General features: G+C 59.9%; 19 protein-coding genes. 4 read left to right on the forward strand and 15 right to left on the reverse strand.

From position 1 onward, the window contains the following. Positions 1 to 2: 2 nt before the first annotated feature. The 12 genes from RYC17_RS18700 to RYC17_RS18755 all read right to left on the reverse strand — a co-directional run bounded on the left by RYC17_RS18700 (position 3) and on the right by RYC17_RS18755 (position 9,652). Positions 3 to 1,427, reverse strand: coding sequence for a DNA circularization protein (locus tag RYC17_RS18700; RefSeq protein WP_122258506.1), 1,425 nt, complete (start codon positions 1,425 to 1,427; stop codon positions 3 to 5). Beyond that, complete coding sequence (locus RYC17_RS18705; RefSeq protein ID WP_316904040.1) at positions 1,424 to 3,568, reverse strand: phage tail tape measure protein; 2,145 nt, start codon at positions 3,566 to 3,568, stop codon at positions 1,424 to 1,426. The genes RYC17_RS18700 and RYC17_RS18705 overlap by 4 nt, the downstream gene beginning before the upstream one ends. Before the next feature lie 130 nt (positions 3,569 to 3,698). After that, positions 3,699 to 3,995, reverse strand: coding sequence for a phage tail assembly protein (locus RYC17_RS18710; protein ID WP_002551918.1), 297 nt, complete (start codon positions 3,993 to 3,995; stop codon positions 3,699 to 3,701). Next, the gene (locus RYC17_RS18715) at positions 3,992 to 4,339 is read right to left on the reverse strand and encodes a phage tail tube protein (protein WP_122258504.1); all 348 of its coding nucleotides are present in this window, start codon (positions 4,337 to 4,339) and stop codon (positions 3,992 to 3,994) included. The genes RYC17_RS18710 and RYC17_RS18715 overlap by 4 nt, the downstream gene beginning before the upstream one ends. Before the next feature lie 60 nt (positions 4,340 to 4,399). After that, positions 4,400 to 5,896, reverse strand: a complete 1,497-nt coding sequence (locus tag RYC17_RS18720) for a phage tail sheath subtilisin-like domain-containing protein (RefSeq protein WP_230016958.1) — start codon at positions 5,894 to 5,896, stop codon at positions 4,400 to 4,402. An 18-nt stretch (positions 5,897 to 5,914) separates the two neighbouring features. Beyond that, the gene (locus RYC17_RS18725; protein WP_057455684.1) at positions 5,915 to 6,103 is read right to left on the reverse strand and encodes a DUF2635 domain-containing protein; all 189 of its coding nucleotides are present in this window, start codon (positions 6,101 to 6,103) and stop codon (positions 5,915 to 5,917) included. Continuing rightward, positions 6,100 to 6,690: a hypothetical protein gene (locus RYC17_RS18730; protein WP_316904041.1), complete on the reverse strand. Its 591-nt coding sequence runs from the start codon at positions 6,688 to 6,690 to the stop codon at positions 6,100 to 6,102. The genes RYC17_RS18725 and RYC17_RS18730 overlap by 4 nt, the downstream gene beginning before the upstream one ends. A gap of 45 nt (positions 6,691 to 6,735) precedes the next feature. Then, on the reverse strand, positions 6,736 to 7,074 hold the full coding sequence (locus tag RYC17_RS18735; protein ID WP_003372736.1) for a hypothetical protein: 339 nt from the start codon (positions 7,072 to 7,074) through the stop codon (positions 6,736 to 6,738). Continuing rightward, positions 7,055 to 7,444: a hypothetical protein gene (locus tag RYC17_RS18740; RefSeq protein ID WP_003411734.1), complete on the reverse strand. Its 390-nt coding sequence runs from the start codon at positions 7,442 to 7,444 to the stop codon at positions 7,055 to 7,057. Before RYC17_RS18740 ends, RYC17_RS18735 begins: the two co-directional genes overlap by 20 nt. A gap of 122 nt (positions 7,445 to 7,566) precedes the next feature. Next, complete coding sequence (locus tag RYC17_RS18745; RefSeq protein ID WP_016982694.1) at positions 7,567 to 8,739, reverse strand: cellulase family glycosylhydrolase; 1,173 nt, start codon at positions 8,737 to 8,739, stop codon at positions 7,567 to 7,569. Between the two features lie 2 nt (positions 8,740 to 8,741). After that, positions 8,742 to 8,936, reverse strand: coding sequence for a Com family DNA-binding transcriptional regulator (locus RYC17_RS18750; protein WP_004644430.1), 195 nt, complete (start codon positions 8,934 to 8,936; stop codon positions 8,742 to 8,744). 272 nt (positions 8,937 to 9,208) lie between these two features. After that, entirely contained in the window at positions 9,209 to 9,652 is a 444-nt protein-coding gene (locus RYC17_RS18755) for a hypothetical protein (protein ID WP_011269120.1), read from the reverse strand. 189 nt (positions 9,653 to 9,841) lie between these two features. Here RYC17_RS18755 and RYC17_RS18760 point away from each other — a divergent pair, with 189 nt between their 5' ends. The 4 genes from RYC17_RS18760 (at position 9,842) to estP (ending at position 13,248) form a co-directional block, all read left to right on the forward strand. Then, the gene (locus RYC17_RS18760) at positions 9,842 to 10,453 is read left to right on the forward strand and encodes a LexA family transcriptional regulator (RefSeq protein WP_316904131.1); all 612 of its coding nucleotides are present in this window, start codon (positions 9,842 to 9,844) and stop codon (positions 10,451 to 10,453) included. A 154-nt stretch (positions 10,454 to 10,607) separates the two neighbouring features. Next, on the forward strand, positions 10,608 to 10,856 hold the full coding sequence (locus RYC17_RS18765) for a DUF1654 domain-containing protein (RefSeq protein WP_316904042.1): 249 nt from the start codon (positions 10,608 to 10,610) through the stop codon (positions 10,854 to 10,856). Between the two features lie 121 nt (positions 10,857 to 10,977). Then, on the forward strand, positions 10,978 to 11,220 hold the full coding sequence (locus RYC17_RS18770) for a pyocin activator PrtN family protein (RefSeq protein ID WP_003316268.1): 243 nt from the start codon (positions 10,978 to 10,980) through the stop codon (positions 11,218 to 11,220). A 105-nt stretch (positions 11,221 to 11,325) separates the two neighbouring features. Beyond that, complete coding sequence (gene estP, locus RYC17_RS18775; RefSeq protein WP_316904043.1) at positions 11,326 to 13,248, forward strand: esterase EstP; 1,923 nt, start codon at positions 11,326 to 11,328, stop codon at positions 13,246 to 13,248. 944 nt (positions 13,249 to 14,192) lie between these two features. Here estP and trpE read toward each other — a convergent pair. From trpE to rpe, 3 genes are all read right to left on the reverse strand, one after another. Then, positions 14,193 to 15,674, reverse strand: coding sequence for an anthranilate synthase component I (trpE, locus tag RYC17_RS18780; protein ID WP_316904045.1), 1,482 nt, complete (start codon positions 15,672 to 15,674; stop codon positions 14,193 to 14,195). A gap of 69 nt (positions 15,675 to 15,743) precedes the next feature. Beyond that, positions 15,744 to 16,562 carry a phosphoglycolate phosphatase gene (locus RYC17_RS18785; protein ID WP_122258498.1) on the reverse strand — a complete coding sequence of 273 codons (819 nt, stop codon included), beginning with the start codon at positions 16,560 to 16,562 and terminating at the stop codon, positions 15,744 to 15,746. Further along, positions 16,559 to 17,233, reverse strand: a complete 675-nt coding sequence (gene rpe, locus RYC17_RS18790) for a ribulose-phosphate 3-epimerase (RefSeq protein WP_316904046.1) — start codon at positions 17,231 to 17,233, stop codon at positions 16,559 to 16,561. Before rpe ends, RYC17_RS18785 begins: the two co-directional genes overlap by 4 nt. Between the last annotated feature and the right edge of the window lie 36 nt (positions 17,234 to 17,269).

Below are 17,269 nucleotides of genomic sequence, written 5' to 3' on the forward strand. Positions count from 1 at the left end.
GGTTACTCCCGAGCGATCTTCAGCGTGCCGGGCGGCACGAAACCAGGATGCGCAAGGCGGTTGCGCTGCACAATTTCCAGCGCCCGACTGGCGTCGCCGAATCGGCGATAGGCCAGCACCAGCGCAGGCAGCGGTTCGGACACCTTCATGTCCACCAGACGTACCCCAGACGCAGCCACCGCATTGAGATGGCGGACCAGGGCCTGACGCAAAGTGTTCAGCGCCAGGTAGTGTTCGGGGTCGGCTTTCAACGACGCTTCCCAGATGGCCGAACTCAGCGTGTCGCGCAGTTCGATAACGTCATCGGCAACCGGCACATCCACACGTTGCAGCGCTTGCGTCACCTGCTGATCAAGCGAGGGCACCACATTCAGCGGCGTGACCGTCGTCGCAATCGGCATGCTCGCGACGATTCTCGCCACCTTGACCAACAGCGCATCCTGTACCAGGTTGGCAGTGGCCTGAGCCGTCATACTGGTATCAAGACCGCTGCCCTGGCTGACCAGATTGATACCAGACACCGCCTCTGCCTGTTGTGTGGCCTCGGAAATGACCGACCGGTAATCGACCGTTTCAACAGAGGACACGCCGCCATTGCTGCCGGACCTTGCTGCCGTGCTGCTAGCAGCGGTGCCGTTACTGCCACTCGCGGAACCGCTGCCTGAGCCGCCCCCTGTCGAGCCACCGGAACCTGACCCGACATTCGTTCCGGTACTCGCCCCGCCAATACTGCTGGTGCCGTTCGCTCTTCTGGCTCGACGACTGTCGCCATCGAAACTGGCAAAGAACGTGGTAAACAGCGTGCTGACCGTCAATGGCGCGTTGACCAGCGAATGCACCAGCGCGGTGACATCCGAATAGATCGCCATGAACGGTGCGAACTGCCGCTGAATGGTGGCGAATACGCCCGACAGGGCGCTGCGCAGCGCCTGAATGTTGATACGTACCGCGTCCACCGTGGCCATCACCGAACGGTAGCGCCTGAGCGCCGAGTCCAGCAGGCTCTCGGACGCGCCCAATAACTGCCGCCGGGTGTTGAGCGTGGACACCGGAAACTTGAGCGGGTTGGCCGGATAGAATTTCAGGTCCAGCCGGACAAGTCCGCCTTCGTTCAGGTTGTGTGTGACGCCGCACTCGCCAACCTGAACCTGCACGCGACCCAGCCAGGGATGCACCAGCTCGCCAGCCCCTTCCTGCTCCAGCGCCTGAAGCAGTTTGTCTCGCTGTTCGAAACAGTCGGGACCGACAATGAACCCCGTCAGCGTATGAACTTTCGACTGTTTGCCCAGCGACTCGAAATAAGGCTCGTCGCGCTGTGGAAACTCATGCAACTGCCCCTTGCGGCCTGCCGGGACGACGGCTTTTTCAATGAAAAAACCGACGCCCCGGAAAGACGCTGGCAGCAGGCTGTCACGCCATGTACTCATGATCCGGCTCCTGCGCCGAGGGTTCGATAACCGACGTTTGGCGATATCGTCAAACCCGGCTGGTTGGTTTGCACTTGCCCGGCACGCATGCCCGGCGGCGCGTTTTCAAAGCGAATGTTGAGCTCGCCTTCAAGTCGCGGACCGGCCCCGCCTGCGCCCTGCTGCAGCAACAGGCTGCCGGGAACCAGTGGGGCGGGTACGCCGAGCAATTGGCTGGTCGGCGGCACGCCAGTGGCCTGATTGAGCAACTGCTGATTCATGCGAACGTTGTCGACGGCACCGGCCGCCAGAAACGCACCGGTCCCGCCGCCCGGCCCTGCATTGCGTATCCGCTGTTGTTCCGCGAACTGATTGACCTTCTCCGTCGCTCGCTGCAGCACGGTCTTATCAGTGTCGCCACCAAACCAGCTCATGATCGGTTCGATGAATGGCTTGATGTCCGCCCACAGACCTGCGAACCAGGTTTTGATCGGCTGCCATTTCTCGATAACCATGCCCAGCGGCGAAAAACTGAACAGCGTTGCCAGCACATCGGTAAATGGTTGCGCCTCGGCCTTGATGGTTTCCCACAGGCCGGCCAGGTACTCGGACAACGGCTGCCAGTTGGCCACGACAATGCCCAGCGGCGACCACGCAAACAGTGTCTGCAGGAAGTCGAAAAACGGCGTGGCCAGCGCCTTGATAACGTCCCAAAGCGCAGCAAAGAACTCGGACAGCGGCTGCCAGTTGGCGACGATCATGCCCAGCGGTGTCCAGGCGAAGACCGCCTTGAGTACGTCCCACAGCGCCATGGCCGGCCCACGAATCGCTTCCCAGACAGCTTGAAAATAAGGCGCGACGGTCGACCAGTTGGCAATCAGAAGACCTGCCGCCAGCGCCAGGCCGCGCACGATCAGGGCCAGCGGTGACAGGCCCATCACCGCGCCAAGTACGCTCATGGCGGTCGTCGCTGTCATGACCGCAACTTGCAATACACCGAACGCAATCGCAGCGGCCACCACACCCTTGATCACGCCAGGGTGTTCGGCCGCCAGTGCGGCGACCTGAGAAATCATCGGCCCGATCACGGCCATTGCTTCGTTCATCGCCGGCAGAAACATACTGCCGATATTGATGCCCAGACGATCGACACGGTTGGTCATCTCTTTGATGGCCGTGGCCGTGGTCTGCGAGTTGTCGGCGAATTCCTTCTCGATAGTGCCGCTGTTCTGCACGCCCTCGCCGACCTTGGCCAGGTTGGACCTGAGCACATCCAGATTGGCCAGCAGTGGCGTGATAGCACCCAGCGATTCGGCACCGAACAGTTGCGTGATGACATCCGACTGCTTGCCGGGGTCAACACTGGAGACCGCCGTCAGAACCTTTTCAATGGTCCCGGACGGGTCACTCTGCATGCCTTGGGTCAGCTGATTGACGTCGAGCTGCAACGCCTCGAACGCCCCGGCTTTCGCCGCGCCACCTTCGGTCAACGACTGCATGAATCGCTTCATGCCGCTGGCGGCCACATCGGCCGGCACATCGACGCTTGCCAGGGTTGCGCCCATTGCCGCCAGCTGCCCGGAGGCCATCCCCGCAACCGGCCCGAGCGGGCCCATTGCAGTCACCATGGTGGCGATTTTCTTTTCCAGGTTGTTGCCGCCGAGCACATTGATCTTCTCGGACAGCGCCGCGACTTGCGGTTGGGTCATCTGGAACGATGAGCGCCAAGAGGCCATCATGTCGCCCGACTCGGCCGCCGTCTGATCGAATGCGACACCCATTTTCACGGCATCGCTGGCAAACCCGGTCAGTTCTTCACGCGGTACATTGGCCTTGGCACCGGCAGCAACAATCGCCGCGATACCGTTGGCGCTTTCCGGCAGTCGTTCACTGAGGTCCAGAATGTCGGAACTCATCTGCTGGAACTGTTGCGGTGTTTCAAAGGTGACCGACCGTTTCACGCCGGCCATGCTGGTCTCGAAACCGATCGCTGCCTTTACCCCGGCAATCAAAGGCCCCGCCAAAGCGTTGTCCGTGACTGCCTTGCCAAGGTCTATGGCCCCCAGACTGGTCTCGAGGCCTTTAACATTGTTGCGGATAGTTGCCAGCGTTGGAGACAGCTGGTCGACGCCGGTAATCAGCGTTCTGATAGTGTCTGCCATCACTCCCCCTGCAGGATCTGGTTGATGCGTTGCGCCTGCAAGATCGATTCGGTGATGACGTCCAGCTCCCTGGACATCATCAGTTCGGGATCGGTCTTCCAGAAGTACGCGAGGTCGTAAACGACGGCGATCAGTCCTTCAAGGTTGCTGATGCCGCTGCCATGAAAAAACTCGCAACCTTCCAGCTCAGCGTGTTGATGTCGCACAGATCCATCTGATTGACCGACGAGGGCGGGATGCCGGCGCAGACGGCGATGTACTTCGCCGCCACGTCCAGGTCCAGGGAAACTTCCTCGTTCTTGTCGATCCTGTACGGCAGAGCCTTGATGGCCCGCGCTTCCTGCGCCGTAGGGCGCCGGAAGGTCAGTTGCGAAAGGGTTTCGCCGTGCGCTTCGATCGGGCTGGCCAGGTCGATGACTTCACTCATTGCCAGCTCCCCTGATTGCCGTCGAATCTCAGCTCGATGGTGCCGTCGTCAGCCTTGCTGATCGGCTCATCGACCAAGTAGGCGCCGGACAGGACGTAGGTCTTGCCGTTCTTGAATTCACAGGTGATGGTCATGTCCACACCGGTAGTGAGCAGCTTGAGCGGCAGATCCGCGGTATGCACGGCGGTGAATTTCAACCAGGCGGCCTTTTCGGTTTCCTTGTAGTAACCAGGCACGACCGTCTCGCGCTTGATGTTCATCAGAGGCGCTTCGCCGCCGCCGCTGATGGTCAATTGGGTGCCATCCACTTTGATGTAGCAGGTACCCGCAACTTTCTGACCCATGTTGTTTATCTCCAGAATGAAAAAACCCGCACGAGGCGGGCTTGAAAGGGTTGGTTAGGCTTATGCCGCTTCGTCGTACTGCAAGCGGAACTGGTTGAGCAGCGCGAACACGCGCAGGCCGTTGATGTAGTCAGGCGGGAACATCACGTTCACGCGGCTTGGGTCATTGCCGTCACGCTCAACGATCAGGTGCTGGGCGAACGTTTCGGCGTTCTCCACATGACCCTCTTCTTCAAGGCGTGCGTACTGCGCAATCAACTCGCCACGGATGGTGCTCGGCGTGATGATCGGCTGGCCGGCACCGAAGCGCGTGCCATCGTTGGCCAGCTTGTGGCGGCCGTACTTGCTGGTGATGATGCCTTGCAGACGACGGATGATGAACGCCGACTGGTGCATGGTTTCGCTGTCCAGGTACGAGTTGTCAGCCTGGCCGTAAGCGTTCTTCTGGTAGGTGGTGATCGAACGCTGAATGCGCACGTAACCGCCTTCGTAGTACGCCGTGGCGATGCCGTAACGCAACAGCGACTCACGCTCGGTCAGGGTGAAACGCTGACTGGCCGGCGCCGGATCGATGCCAGGCATGGTGCCGCTCTGGGTCGGACGGCTGGCGTCGGCAGAGATGAACACCGCCGTGCGTGCAGCCAGGGCAGCGGCTTGCAGCCAGACAGGTTGCGGCACACCGTTTTCGACACCCTGCAGGGTGATGTGCTGATCGTTGCGCAGTTGACCTGCAGCCACCAGCGTACCGACCGTGCCGCGCTTGGCGGTGTAAACGTGGCCGTACAACTGACGCGCCCAGCTCCAGCGACCGGTGCTGTCATCCATCGCCGCTTTCCAGGCATCCAGCGTGGCGGTGTCGGTCCACGGCATGCACAGGAACTCGAACGGCTCATCGCCCAGCGCAGCCAGTGCCTTGAGCTGATCAGGCGTACCCACGCCGCCGGTCATGGCAGTGACTGCTGCCGTCAGGCCAGCCGGAATGACTTCACCATTGGTCTTGCCCTGGCGGTTGAATTCCAGCTGGATGTCATTGCCGCTCGCCCCGCTCCATTTGCAGGAAAGGGTCAGCACACCCGCTTCGACAGCCGCGGTGATCGGCAGATCAGGCGTGGCGTTGATTTTCACCGACAGTGCCGTGGCCGCCTGGGCAGCGGTTGCGCCGTTAACGACAGTGGCCTGTACTCGCATGCCGCCGACATACAGGTTCAGCAAACCGGCTTCGGTCGCCGCCCCGCTGAGGGTGACTTTCGCGCTGGCCTTGGCGCCTTCGGTATTGATCAGCGGCAGGCACCAGACTTCGCCGGTGGGGTCCGCCTTGCGCCAGGTTTCATACATGGCGGCCAGCATGGAGCCCTGACCGCCAATGTTTTTCGCCAGCGCCACACTCGGCACCAGCACCAGAGAACCCAGTTCGGGGCCGGACACATCGTCGTTGACCTGCGCAACGATCAGTCGGCGCATGCTGGCCGACGCACTGTTGGCGGCCGAGTTGTCCATCTCCGCATAAAACAGCGGCACGCGAACATCGGATGGAATGTTGTTAAAGCTGATAGCCATTGTTTGGCTTCCTCTTGGTTAAGCCGTGAAGGCTTGTTGGGTGGTGGTGGATTGCTCGGTTTGAAGGGTGATGTCGCCGTCGTTCTGACGACGCTGCCACCAGGCGTTGAAGGTCACCTGCCGACCTTCGACGGGCAGCAAATCGCCCGCCTCCGGATCCGGCACAGTGCGGCCCTCGGCCGGTACTACAGTGATGCGTTGAGTCATGGTGTTACCTCTATTGTGAATTTCGCTTCGATACGGCCATCAGGGCCGGGGGTTTTCAGATTCGGATCTGCGGGGTCAACGCAGTCCATCTCGAGGGTGGCGCCGGTAAATCCGGGCAAACCGTCCAGATACGCTTCATGCCAGGTCTCGGCAGGCTGATCGGAGGTGTTGCGGCCCAGTTGAAACTGCGCTGCAAACCCGAAGCGATACGTCACCCGGTCGCCGCTGATCTGCACCAGCGCGCCACCGGTGTACTGCATCGCGTCGTAATCGCGATCCGGGTTCCAGCCCACCAACGCTCGCCACAACTCAGCGCGCAGGGTGTGTAGTTGCTCACTGGCTTCCTGCCCGCGCTTGTCACCGCCGTCGAGCACCACCACCACGTCAATCCGGTCGGTGATGTTCTGGCGAATAACGTTCTGCAAATCGTTGGCGGTGGGCTGATCGCCAGTGGCAATGACGTACGCCGACGGGTGGGCGAGCTGATCACCGAGGGCGACCGCCGCCCAGTCGATACCGGCACTGATTCGCCCGGCAAAGCTCGGGCAGGTCGCCTGCAAGTGGGCAACTATCGGGGTTATCTTCATGAGGGGTTCCGCGTGTGTTGAGGTTGATTGCGGCGTGGGAAACGCCTACTGGTTCGCCTTGCCCAACGCCTCATCAGCCTTGTCTGCAGCACGGCTGGCCGTGTGAGCGGCCTGATTGGCAATTGATGCAGCACTCTCGACCTTGTCTGCCGCCTGGGTGGTGGTTTCGGCCAGCCTGTCCAGGCGCCGGTCGCGCTTGCCCAGCGCTGCGTCGTAGGCATTGCGAACCTCGGCCAGCTGCTGCGTATGCTCGGCATTCGCCGACCACTGCCCGGCCTGAAAACCGAGCATCAGGCAGCCAGCGATCAGCAGTACGGAAATCAGCCAGACCTCCAGGCGCCGCCACCAATGGCGAGCGATGAAATCAATTGCGCATCTGTGCATCGTTTGCACCTCCGAGTTGGGATCGCAGCCGGGCTATTTCGGCGCTTTGCGTGGTGACCTTGTCGGTGAGTTGAACGATGTGGCTGGTTAGGGCTTCGATCTTGCCCTCCATCCGCCCAACCGCTGCGGCGAGCTCGTTGCGCTCCTTGGCGAACTGATCAGCCCGCGCTTCGGCTTCCTTGCGCGCCTGGCGCTCGGAGTCGAGCAGCTCATTGAGGCGGCGCACCGTACCGATGTCCGCGTTGTCCATCGCCCGGTCTGTTGCATCTCTGGAAAGAAACTTGCGCAGCCAAAGAAAGCCGCCAAGCAGAATTGTGCCCGTGCCGCCCAGCCAGGTAGCTGTGCCTGGGCCTAGGTCGGTTGGGTCCATTGGTGCTCCGTAATAGGGTGGTGGACTCTCAAGGCCCTCGAAAATCGAAAGCCTGAATAAACTGGAAAGAGCCCCTTGATGCGGGGCTCCGTTGTTGGGTCAGAACGGAATGACTTGCACCGTCATGCCTGTGCATAACCCCACAGGGCAATGCGCTCGGCAAAGTACGGTGTGACCAGTGCGACGGTCTCCGCCTGATTGCTGGCCTCCAGGCTCATCTTTTCGCCATCGGTGCCTGGCCCTGTGACCCACAGTGTCACTGGCACTTTTTCCGCCTTCGCTTTATCGAGCAGGTTTTTCAGCGCGGTGCGACCGGCAGCCGTTGGCGGAATCCCTGTTTCGCCGATAAATGCGGCCATCTTGTTGGTCTTGGCATAGGTCAGAAACGGCCCCACGATTTCATCGCGCAGAACGGTCGGCGAGATCAGGTCGTTGTTATTGGCGTAGGCACCGCTGGAGCTTTTATCGTAATCGCCGTAAGCATGGGCTTCCCAGACAATTGCATTGGCCGGGTCGACGATCTTCGACTGAAGGTTGGCAGAGACGGTGGCCCAGTTTCTGGCGCTTGCAAACTCAAGCCCACAAATGAACACCGGCTTTTTCGAGCTGTTGCGCAACGCCTGCAGCACGGTATTCATCGTGCTGATGTACAGCGCCTCAAGAGCAGGGAACGTAATGTAGTCCTTGGCACCCACCGTAGTATTCGAATACGGCTCGTTACCCAACCCCCAGCCCAACACCATTGGATCGTCGCATTCGGTGACCAGCTTCTGGTGAAAGTTGGCCAAGTGAACGGCGCTCCAGAAAGTGCCACTGACACCGTTCCCATCCTTGATCAATACCGACTCGGTTGCCTTCCAGCCGTTCTGATTACCGGCCTCCGCGGCAGGAAGAATGCGCCCGGTCAGGTTCCCGTTTGCATCGGTTTCGTAGCGATGCAAACGCATGTAGTGGTGCGGATCAGGAATGATTCTGGCCTCGCCATTGGAGTCTTCACGAATCCAGCCAAGCATTTCTTTCCAGCGCTTCACGAAGTCGGTATTCAGGTTCGCCCCTTGACCTGGCAGGCCGTCCAGAGTCGACAGCTGAATAGCGCGCTGAAGTTCGAACGGGAAACGGATCAGACGCACGCCCCGATTCTTGACCCAGGTAGTGATGGTTCCACGATTGGGCCACTGATAATGAGTCCCTGCCTCGCCAGGCACGATCTGCCCGGCGTTAGCCACTGAACCCAGGTTGATACCTACCAGCGGAATATTCTTGAGCTGGCTGACAGCAGAACTGCTATTGGACATGATTAATACCTCTGATTAGCACCGCGAGGCAGCAACGACGCTGCTGTACCTCTGTCGCTCAACGGCGATAACTCGAGGCGCGCGGCCTTCACATGATTCAACGTTCCGCAGCGGGAACATTTGATCTGGAGCTCTGTGTACTCACCCATGCGGGCCAGCAGTTTCTTGCACTGCCCGCATCGAAAGTCCTTCAACATGTGCACTGGCCTCCGTGTGCCTGACCCAATGAAAAACCCCGCCGAGGCGGGGTTTGAGGTGGGTCGCGAGTGACCGGTTGTGGCTGTTGTTCAGCCTGTTTCCGGCTGCTGCCCTGAGGCGCAAATCGCATATCGTGGGACCTTTTTACCCCCCTCCGGAAAGCCTGGGAAGGGGCAGTTTCGGGGTGGGTCGAGTTTGACCGGAGTTCAACACGAGTTCGGCCACAGCTGTGCAATCGACCCGGATAAACGGCGTGAAACCGTGTCTTCATTTACCCTTGCGCAGCCTTGTCGGCGACGGCGTTATTGCTTCTGGAAGCGCTGCGCTCAGCGAGAATCGCCAGCACTTGCTGGTGAAGCTTGTTGATCCAGTTGCGGTAGGTGCGGTCTGCGCCTTCATTGATGCCCACCAGACGCATCTGCTCGCGCACCGGCAACGACTCGACATAACGCAATGTCGCCAGTTGCGCCAGTTCAGGCCCGCGGCTCTTTGCAGGGCTGCGCGAAAGCTGCGCCACAGCCGCCTCGACTTCGCTGCTTATATAGTCCAGGCCGCTGCCATTCCCCACCAGCGCGCGCGAGCCGGGCGTGCGACGTGGAATGTAAGCGCCCCACTCCATGATCCCGGCCATAGGACTGCTCAGCCCGCCGCCAAGACCTATACGCATGCGTTGCTCGCCCCAGTGCTGCATCACCGCTTCTACTTTTTCGATCATCGTGTCTCTCCTGTAGGACCTTTCTGAAACTGCGCCCGGCTTCTTCCGCCAGAAACAGCCAAGGCCTTACAATACATTTTGTATTTTTACGACACAACGAAGCATTACATTATGTATATTGCTCAACACCCTACAGCCTGTATGATTCGACGCATGAACAGAAAATGGTATGAAGTCGCAAGACAGGTCATGGAAACCCAGCAGATCAGCCAGGAAGAGATGGCTGAGCGCATGGGCGTGACGCCCGGCGCGGTGGGGCATTGGCTGAATGGCAAGCGTGAGCCGAAGATCGAGGTTATCAATCGGTTCCTGACCGAGCTCGACCTGCCGATTCTCACCACCTCCATTCCGGCCAGCGAACCCGGCATGCACAACGTGGAACCCACGGTGCAGCCCTCGCGTTTCTATCGCTATCCGGTCATAAGCTGGGTTGAGGCCGGTGGCTGGAGTGAAGCCGTCGAGCCCTACCCCGCCGGCTATTCGGACACCTTCGAGATCAGCGACTACAAAGCCAAGGGCCGTGCCTTCTGGCTGGTCGTGCGAGGCGACTCGATGACTGCGCCCGCAGGCCAGAGCATTCCAGAGGGCATGCTGATTCTGGTCGATACCGGAATCGAGCCCACTGCCGGGAAGCTGGTCATCGCCAAGCTGCCGGAAAGCAATGAAGCCACGTTCAAAAAACTGGTCGAAGACGCCGGGCGCTATTTTCTCAAGCCGCTGAACCCCGCCTACCCGACCCTTGCGGTGACCGAGGAGTGCAAACTGATCGGTGTCATCAGGCAGATGACGATGCGTCTCTGACCCCCGGCATGCCACGTCCAAGCCCCGATAACCGGGGCTTTTTCATGCGCCACTGTTTCGTCCCGGGCAGGTGTCCGTGTAGGAAACATTTGTAGCTTGCGTGAGAAACACCCCTCAATTACTGTATGCACATACAGTAAAAAGGAGTTCACTCATGCTCAAGCAGTTCCCCGACACCTCGCAACATGACGCTTACCTGGACTTGGCACAGCGCATTCAGGACGCTATCACCAGTGACAAGGCGCAGATCGAGCATCAGGTCCTGCTGATCAGGGAGCCTGGCGAATCGGTGGCTCACTGGGAGAGCATCATGGATCAGATCAGCGAGGCCGAAGGTATCAGCGTCACCCGCAACCCTGAAAACGGCACTGCTCGCGTGTCCTGGTACATCGATTCCCTGTGAGACGAACAATACAAATCGTATTTAAAATACAAACTGTATTGTCACAACGCGCTACATATCGTATTGTTTGTCTGCACCCCATCTCGGGAGTACTCACATGCAAACCACAGGGAGTCATGGAATGAACGAAATACTGGATCAACTTCGCAAAGAATTCGCCACGCCGTGCCCTTCGCTGAGCGCCGTCAGAGAGCGTTATTTTTCGCACCTGTCGAACGACAGAAATCTGCTGCGCAAGATCAACGCAGGACGCATCGACTTGAAGGTCAGCCGCACAGGCGGCAGTCGTCAGGGTCACCCCTTCGTGTACCTGCATGACCTGGCCAACTATCTGAGCGCCATCGTGACCAACAGGGCTGCCTGAGGTCAAAAAAGCACCGGCGCAGCGCGATAATGTTCATCAAACTTTGCAGCCATGAAAAATCTTGCTACGTTTCCGGTACAAAACAAAAACAATCGGGATCCGTTCATGACCAAGACATCGAGGCGCTGGCCCTTCGCAGCCTGCCTGTTATCGCTTGCCTGCGGCACCGCTGCTGCCGCGCCCTATTCGACCATGGTGGTGTTCGGTGACAGTCTGGCCGATTCCGGGCAGTTTCCGGATACCGCAGGGCCAAGGGGCTCTACGCTAAGGTTCACCAATCGTGTCGGCCCCACGTATCAGGACGGCAGCGGTGAAGTGTTCAATCTGAACTCATCGACGCTGATTGGCAGAATGCTCGGTGTTCCGGCAGGAGATCTGGCGGCCTCCACGTCACCAGTCAATGCTGCGCTGGGAGCACCCGATGGCAATAACTGGGCAGTCGGCGGCTATCGGACCGACCAGATTCTTGAGTCGATCAACTCGCAATCCACCGTTGTCGACCCGAACACAGGCACACTGCTGCGCAGCCGGACCGGCTACCTGCCCGCAAACGGTTTTCGCGCCGACCCCAATGCGCTTTATTACCTGACCGGAGGCGGCAACGACTTCCTGCAGGGTCGCGTGGTGAGTGCCAGCAGCGCAGCGCAAGCCGCCAATCAGCTGGCTGACAGCGCGCAAGCCCTGCAACAGGCCGGTGCGCGCTACATCATGGTCTGGTTGCTGCCGGACATCGGTAAAACGCCAGCCTTGAGCGGTTCGCCACTGGCTTCGGCCACCTCGGCACTCAGCGCGGGCTTCAATCAGCAACTGGTCAGCCGACTGGCGCAGATCAATGCCCAGATCATTCCGCTGAACGTTCCGTTGCTGATCAATGAGATCCTCGCTGAACCGGCACGCTTCGGGTTCGATCCCAACGAGAATCTGGTCAGCACCTGTTTCAGCGGCAATAGCTGCCGGGAAAGCACCACCAACGGCAGGTCCAGTACGACGCCGAATCCGAACCGGCTGTTCTTCAACGATCGCGTGCACCCGACCGAGGCCGGACAGAGGTTGCTGGCCGACTACGCCTACTCGCTGCTTTCGGCCCCTTGGGAAGTCTCCCTGCTGCCGGAAATGGCCAATGGCACGCTGCGTATGCATCAGGACGAAATTCGCGCCCAGTGGCTCAGCGACTGGGGCAACTGGCAAGGTGTCGGGCAGTGGCAGAGCATGCTTTCGGCAGGCGGTCAGAAAATGGACTTCGACGCGCAGAACAGCTCGGCTGATGCTGACGGAAGAGGCTATAACCTGACCATAGGCGGCAGCTACCGGTTTGCCGAAAACTGGCGCACCGGTGTTGTTGCCGGGGCTTATCGCCAGAATCTTGAGGCGGGCCCCAGGGACTCGGACTACAAGCTCAACAGCTACATCGCCACCGCGTTTCTGCAGTATCAGGCCAACCATTGGTGGGGTGATCTGGCGGTGTCGGGCGGCAAGCTTGATTACGAAAATGCCGAGCGCAAGTTCGCGCTGGGGGTCAGCGAGGGTCAGGAAAAAGGCGATACCGACGGCGAGATGTGGGCGGCCAGCGGGCGAATCGGCTTCGACATCGCGGGGGCTGCCAGCCGCTGGCATCTGTCGCCTTTTGTCAGCGCCGACTACGCGCATATCGATGTCGATGGCTACTCGGAAAAAGGTGATCGCTCGACGGCACTGACCTTCAGTGATCAGACCCGCAAGTCGCGGCGTGCAGGCGTTGGTCTGCAGGGCAAGTTCCAGGTGACACCGAGCACGCAGGTATGGGGAGAAGTTGCCCATGAAAGGGAGTTCGAGACCGATCAGCAGGACGTGACCATGGCGCTCAACAGCGTACAGTCAGTGGGTTTCACGCTGGAAGGTTACACACCGCAACGCGACCTGAATCGGGCAACGCTGGGCGTCAGCCAGAAGCTGACCCAAGACCTGACACTGCGCGGCAACTACAACTGGCGCAAGAACGACGACGTGACCCAGCAAGGGGTAAATGTTGCGTTGAGTATGAGTTTCTAGACAGGCCGCAGGAGCGAGCGTGAGGCACGATAATCTGACTATCGTGCGTGGCGCTTTTTCAGGGTTTCACTATCGTGCGACGCTCCGCGTCGCATGCCGTTCTGGACGCTCCGCGTCCTCTCCTGAGAACTGCGGCGCGGCGCAAATCTGTGACGCGGAGCGTCACCCACGGCATTCCCACGCTGGAGCGTGAGGAACGATGATCTCAACTATCGTGCGTGGCGCTTTTTCAGGGTTTCACTACCGTGCGACGCTCCGCGTCGCATGGCGTTCTGGACGCTCCGCGTCCTCTCCTGAGAACTGCGGCGCGGCGCAAATCTATGACGCGGAGCGTCACCCACGGCACTCCCACGCTGGAGCGTGAGGAACGATGATCTCAACTATCGTACGTGGCGCTTTTTCGGGGCCTGACTATCGTGCGACGCTCCGCGTCGCATGCCGTTCTGGACGCTCCGCGTCCTATCCTGAGAACTGCGGCGCGGCGCAAATCTGTGACGCGGAGCGTCACCCACGGCATTCCCACGCTGGAGCGTGAGGAACGATGATCTCAACTATCGTACGTGGCGCTTTTTCGGGGTCTGACTATCGTGCGACGCTCCGCGTCGCATGCCTTTCTGGACGCTCTGCGTCCTATCCTGAGAACTGCAGCGCGGCGCAAATCTGTGACGCGGAGCGTCACCCACGGCATTCCCACGCTGGAGCGTGAGGAACGATGATCTCGACTATCGTACGTGGCGCTTTTTCGGGGCCTGACTATCGTGCGACGCTCCGCGTCGCATGCCGTTCTGGACGCTCCGCGTCCTCTCCTGAGAACTGCAGCGCGGCGCAAATCTGTGACGCGGAGCGTCACCCACGGCATCCCCACGCTGGAGCGTGAGGAACGATGATCTCGACTATCGTGCGCTGCTCTGCGTCTGCTTTGAGACGCAGAGCAGCAAGCCTGCTCAACCCTCGGCAGGCTGCGACGCCAGGGCAACAGCGCGGAACATGGCGCGGCGCTTGTTCAGGGTTTCTTCCCATTCCAATGCCGGCACCGAGTCGGCAACAATGCCGCCACCGGCCTGCACATGCAGTTCGCCGTTCTTGATAACCGCAGTACGAATCGCGATAGCCGTGTCCATGTTGCCATTCCAGGCCATATACCCCACGGCGCCGCCGTAGACACCGCGCTTGACCGGCTCCAGCTCATCGATGATTTCCATGGCGCGAATTTTCGGCGCACCGGACAAGGTGCCAGCCGGCAGAATCGCCCGCAGTGCATCCATTGCCGTCAGCCCGCTTTTCAGTTGACCGGTGACGTTGGAAACAATGTGCATCACGTTGGAATAACGCTCGATAACCATCTTCTCGGTCAGTTTGACCGTACCGATCTCGGACACCCGCCCAACGTCATTACGGCCCAGATCGATGAGCATCAGGTGTTCGGCGATTTCCTTGTGATCGGACAGCAGGTCTTCTTCCAGCGCAAGATCAGCCTCTTCGGTGGCACCGCGAGGGCGAGTACCGGCGATTGGACGCACCGTGATCAGGTTGTCCTCGACCCGCACCAGCACTTCCGGCGAACTGCCGACGACATGGAAATCGCCGAAGTTGAAGAAGTACATGTAAGGCGTCGGGTTGAAGCAGCGCAGCGCCCGATACAGATCGATGGGCGCGGCGCTGAAATCGATGGACATGCGCTGTGACGGGACAACCTGCATCACGTCGCCAGCGAGGATGTACTGCTTGATCGTGTCGACCGCCGCCTCGTAATCGTCCTGAGTAAAGCTGGAACGAAACACCGGGTCGGCGGCCGGCGGCCGGTCCAGGTCCAAACCGCGACGCGGAGTGATCGGCTGACGCAGTTTGTGCATCAGTTCATCAAGCTGCGCAGCGCCACTTGCGTAGGCATCCTGTTGCGCCGGATCGACCAGCACGATGGCGTGCATCTTGCCCGCCAGGTTGTCGAACACTACGACCGCGTCAGACACCATCAACAGGATATCCGGCACGCCCAGCGGGTCAGGATTCGGGCAGTTGGCCAGACGCTTCTCGACATAGCGCACACAGTCGTAGCCAAAGTAGCCCACCAGCCCGCCGTTGAAGCGTGGCAGCCCGGCAATCGTCGGCACGTTATAGCGCGCCTTGAAGGTCTCGACGAAGTCCAGCGGGTCTTCGACATCCAGGCTTTCTATCTCGACGCCATCATGGGTCACGCTGACGTGATGACCATGCACGCGCATCACGGTGCGGCATGGCAGGCCGATGATCGAATAACGCCCCCACTTCTCGCCGCCCTGAACCGACTCCAGCAAGTAGGAGTTGGGCTGATCGGCAAGCTTGAGGTAGATCGACAGCGGCGTGTCGAAGTCGGCCAGGGTTTCGCGGGCAAGCGGGATGCGGTTGTAGCCTTCAGCGGCCAAACGCAGGAATTCTTCACGGTTCATGAGCAACCTCGTGGTTTGAGGAAAAACGGTCAGTCAGGCAAACGTGCCGGCAGGCCGGCCAGGATCAGGTCAGGCGCGCCAACGCCAGCGGGCCAGGGCCTTGATGACTTTCATCCAGAGCTTGCGAGTGACCACCACGATGGATTCTCTTGAGGAGGGACGTTTGATGTCGGGCAACAGTATCTCAGCGTCCATGTCCAGGCAACCGGGAATCAGCTTGCGCAGATCATCGATGACCATTGCCGGGTTTTCCTCGGCAATCGGCCGGCCATGGTTGTAGCCATAACTCAACGCGACACAGGCAACACCGGCCGCCTTGGCAGCCTGTACATCACTGCGCGAGTCGCCAACGAACAGTGCTTGCGAGGCCGGAACACCCGCCATTTTCATTACGAAAAACAGTGCGGCAGGGTCAGGCTTTTTCTGCGGCATGGTGTCGCCACCGATGATCCAGCGAAAGAAACGCCCCAGCTTCATCTCATCCAGCAGCGGCGCGACAAAGCGCTCCGGTTTGTTGGTGATGAGAGCCATTTCGACGCCCATCTTCTGCAGCCATTTCAGGGTTTCACGCACGCCGGGGTAGACCACGGTGAACTCGTGCTTCTGGGCGTAGGCACGCATGAAGATTTCCAGGCCCTGCTCAGCCAGAGCATCATCGACACCACTGTGGTCGAGTTGGTTGGCCAGTGCGCGGCGTACCAGCACCGGAGCACCATTGCCTACCCAGGCACGGACCGATTCAAGCCCGGCTATTGGCCGGCCAAGTTCAGCCAGCATGGTATCCACCGCTACTGCCAGATCAGGGACCGAGTCCACCAGGGTCCCGTCCAGATCGAACATGATCAGCCTGGGCAACTTGCCTGCAAACAGCTGCTCAAAGCCGCTCATGCGCGGGATGCTGCCAGTTCTGCGCGCATTTTCTCGATCACTTCCCGGTAGTCCGGTGCGTTGAAAATGGCTGAACCGGCAACGAAGGTATCAGCACCTGCGGCTGCAATTTCGCGGATGTTGTTGACGTTCACGCCGCCGTCGATTTCCAGGCGGATGTCGCGTCCGGAAGCATCGATCAAGGCGCGAGCCTCGCGCAGCTTGTTAAGCGTACCGGGAATGAACTTCTGCCCGCCGAAACCCGGGTTGACGCTCATGAGCAGGATCATGTCGACCTTGTCCATCACGTACTCCAGCAGGTTCAACGGCGTGGCCGGGTTGAACACCAGACCTGCCTTGCAACCGCCTTCAAGGATCAGTTGCAACGAACGGTCGATGTGCTGAGTCGCTTCCGGGTGAAAAGTAATGTAGGTAGCACCGGCATCGATGAAATCCCCGATGATGCGATCCACCGGGCTGACCATCAAATGCACATCGATCGGTGCAGTAACGCCATATTTGCGCAACGCGCTGCACACCATCGGACCAATGGTCAGGTTCGGGACGTAGTGATTGTCCATCACATCGAAGTGGACAAAGTCGGCGCCGCTGGACAGCACGTTGTCGACTTCCTCGCCCAGACGGGCGAAGTCAGCGGAAAGAATCGATGGGGCAATAACGAAGGGCTGCATGACGCACCTGTTTGAGCAGAATCACGGTGCGCGGAT

It is taken from the genome of Pseudomonas syringae group sp. J248-6 (assembly GCF_032586995.1).
Taxonomy (GTDB): domain Bacteria; phylum Pseudomonadota; class Gammaproteobacteria; order Pseudomonadales; family Pseudomonadaceae; genus Aquipseudomonas; species Aquipseudomonas amygdali.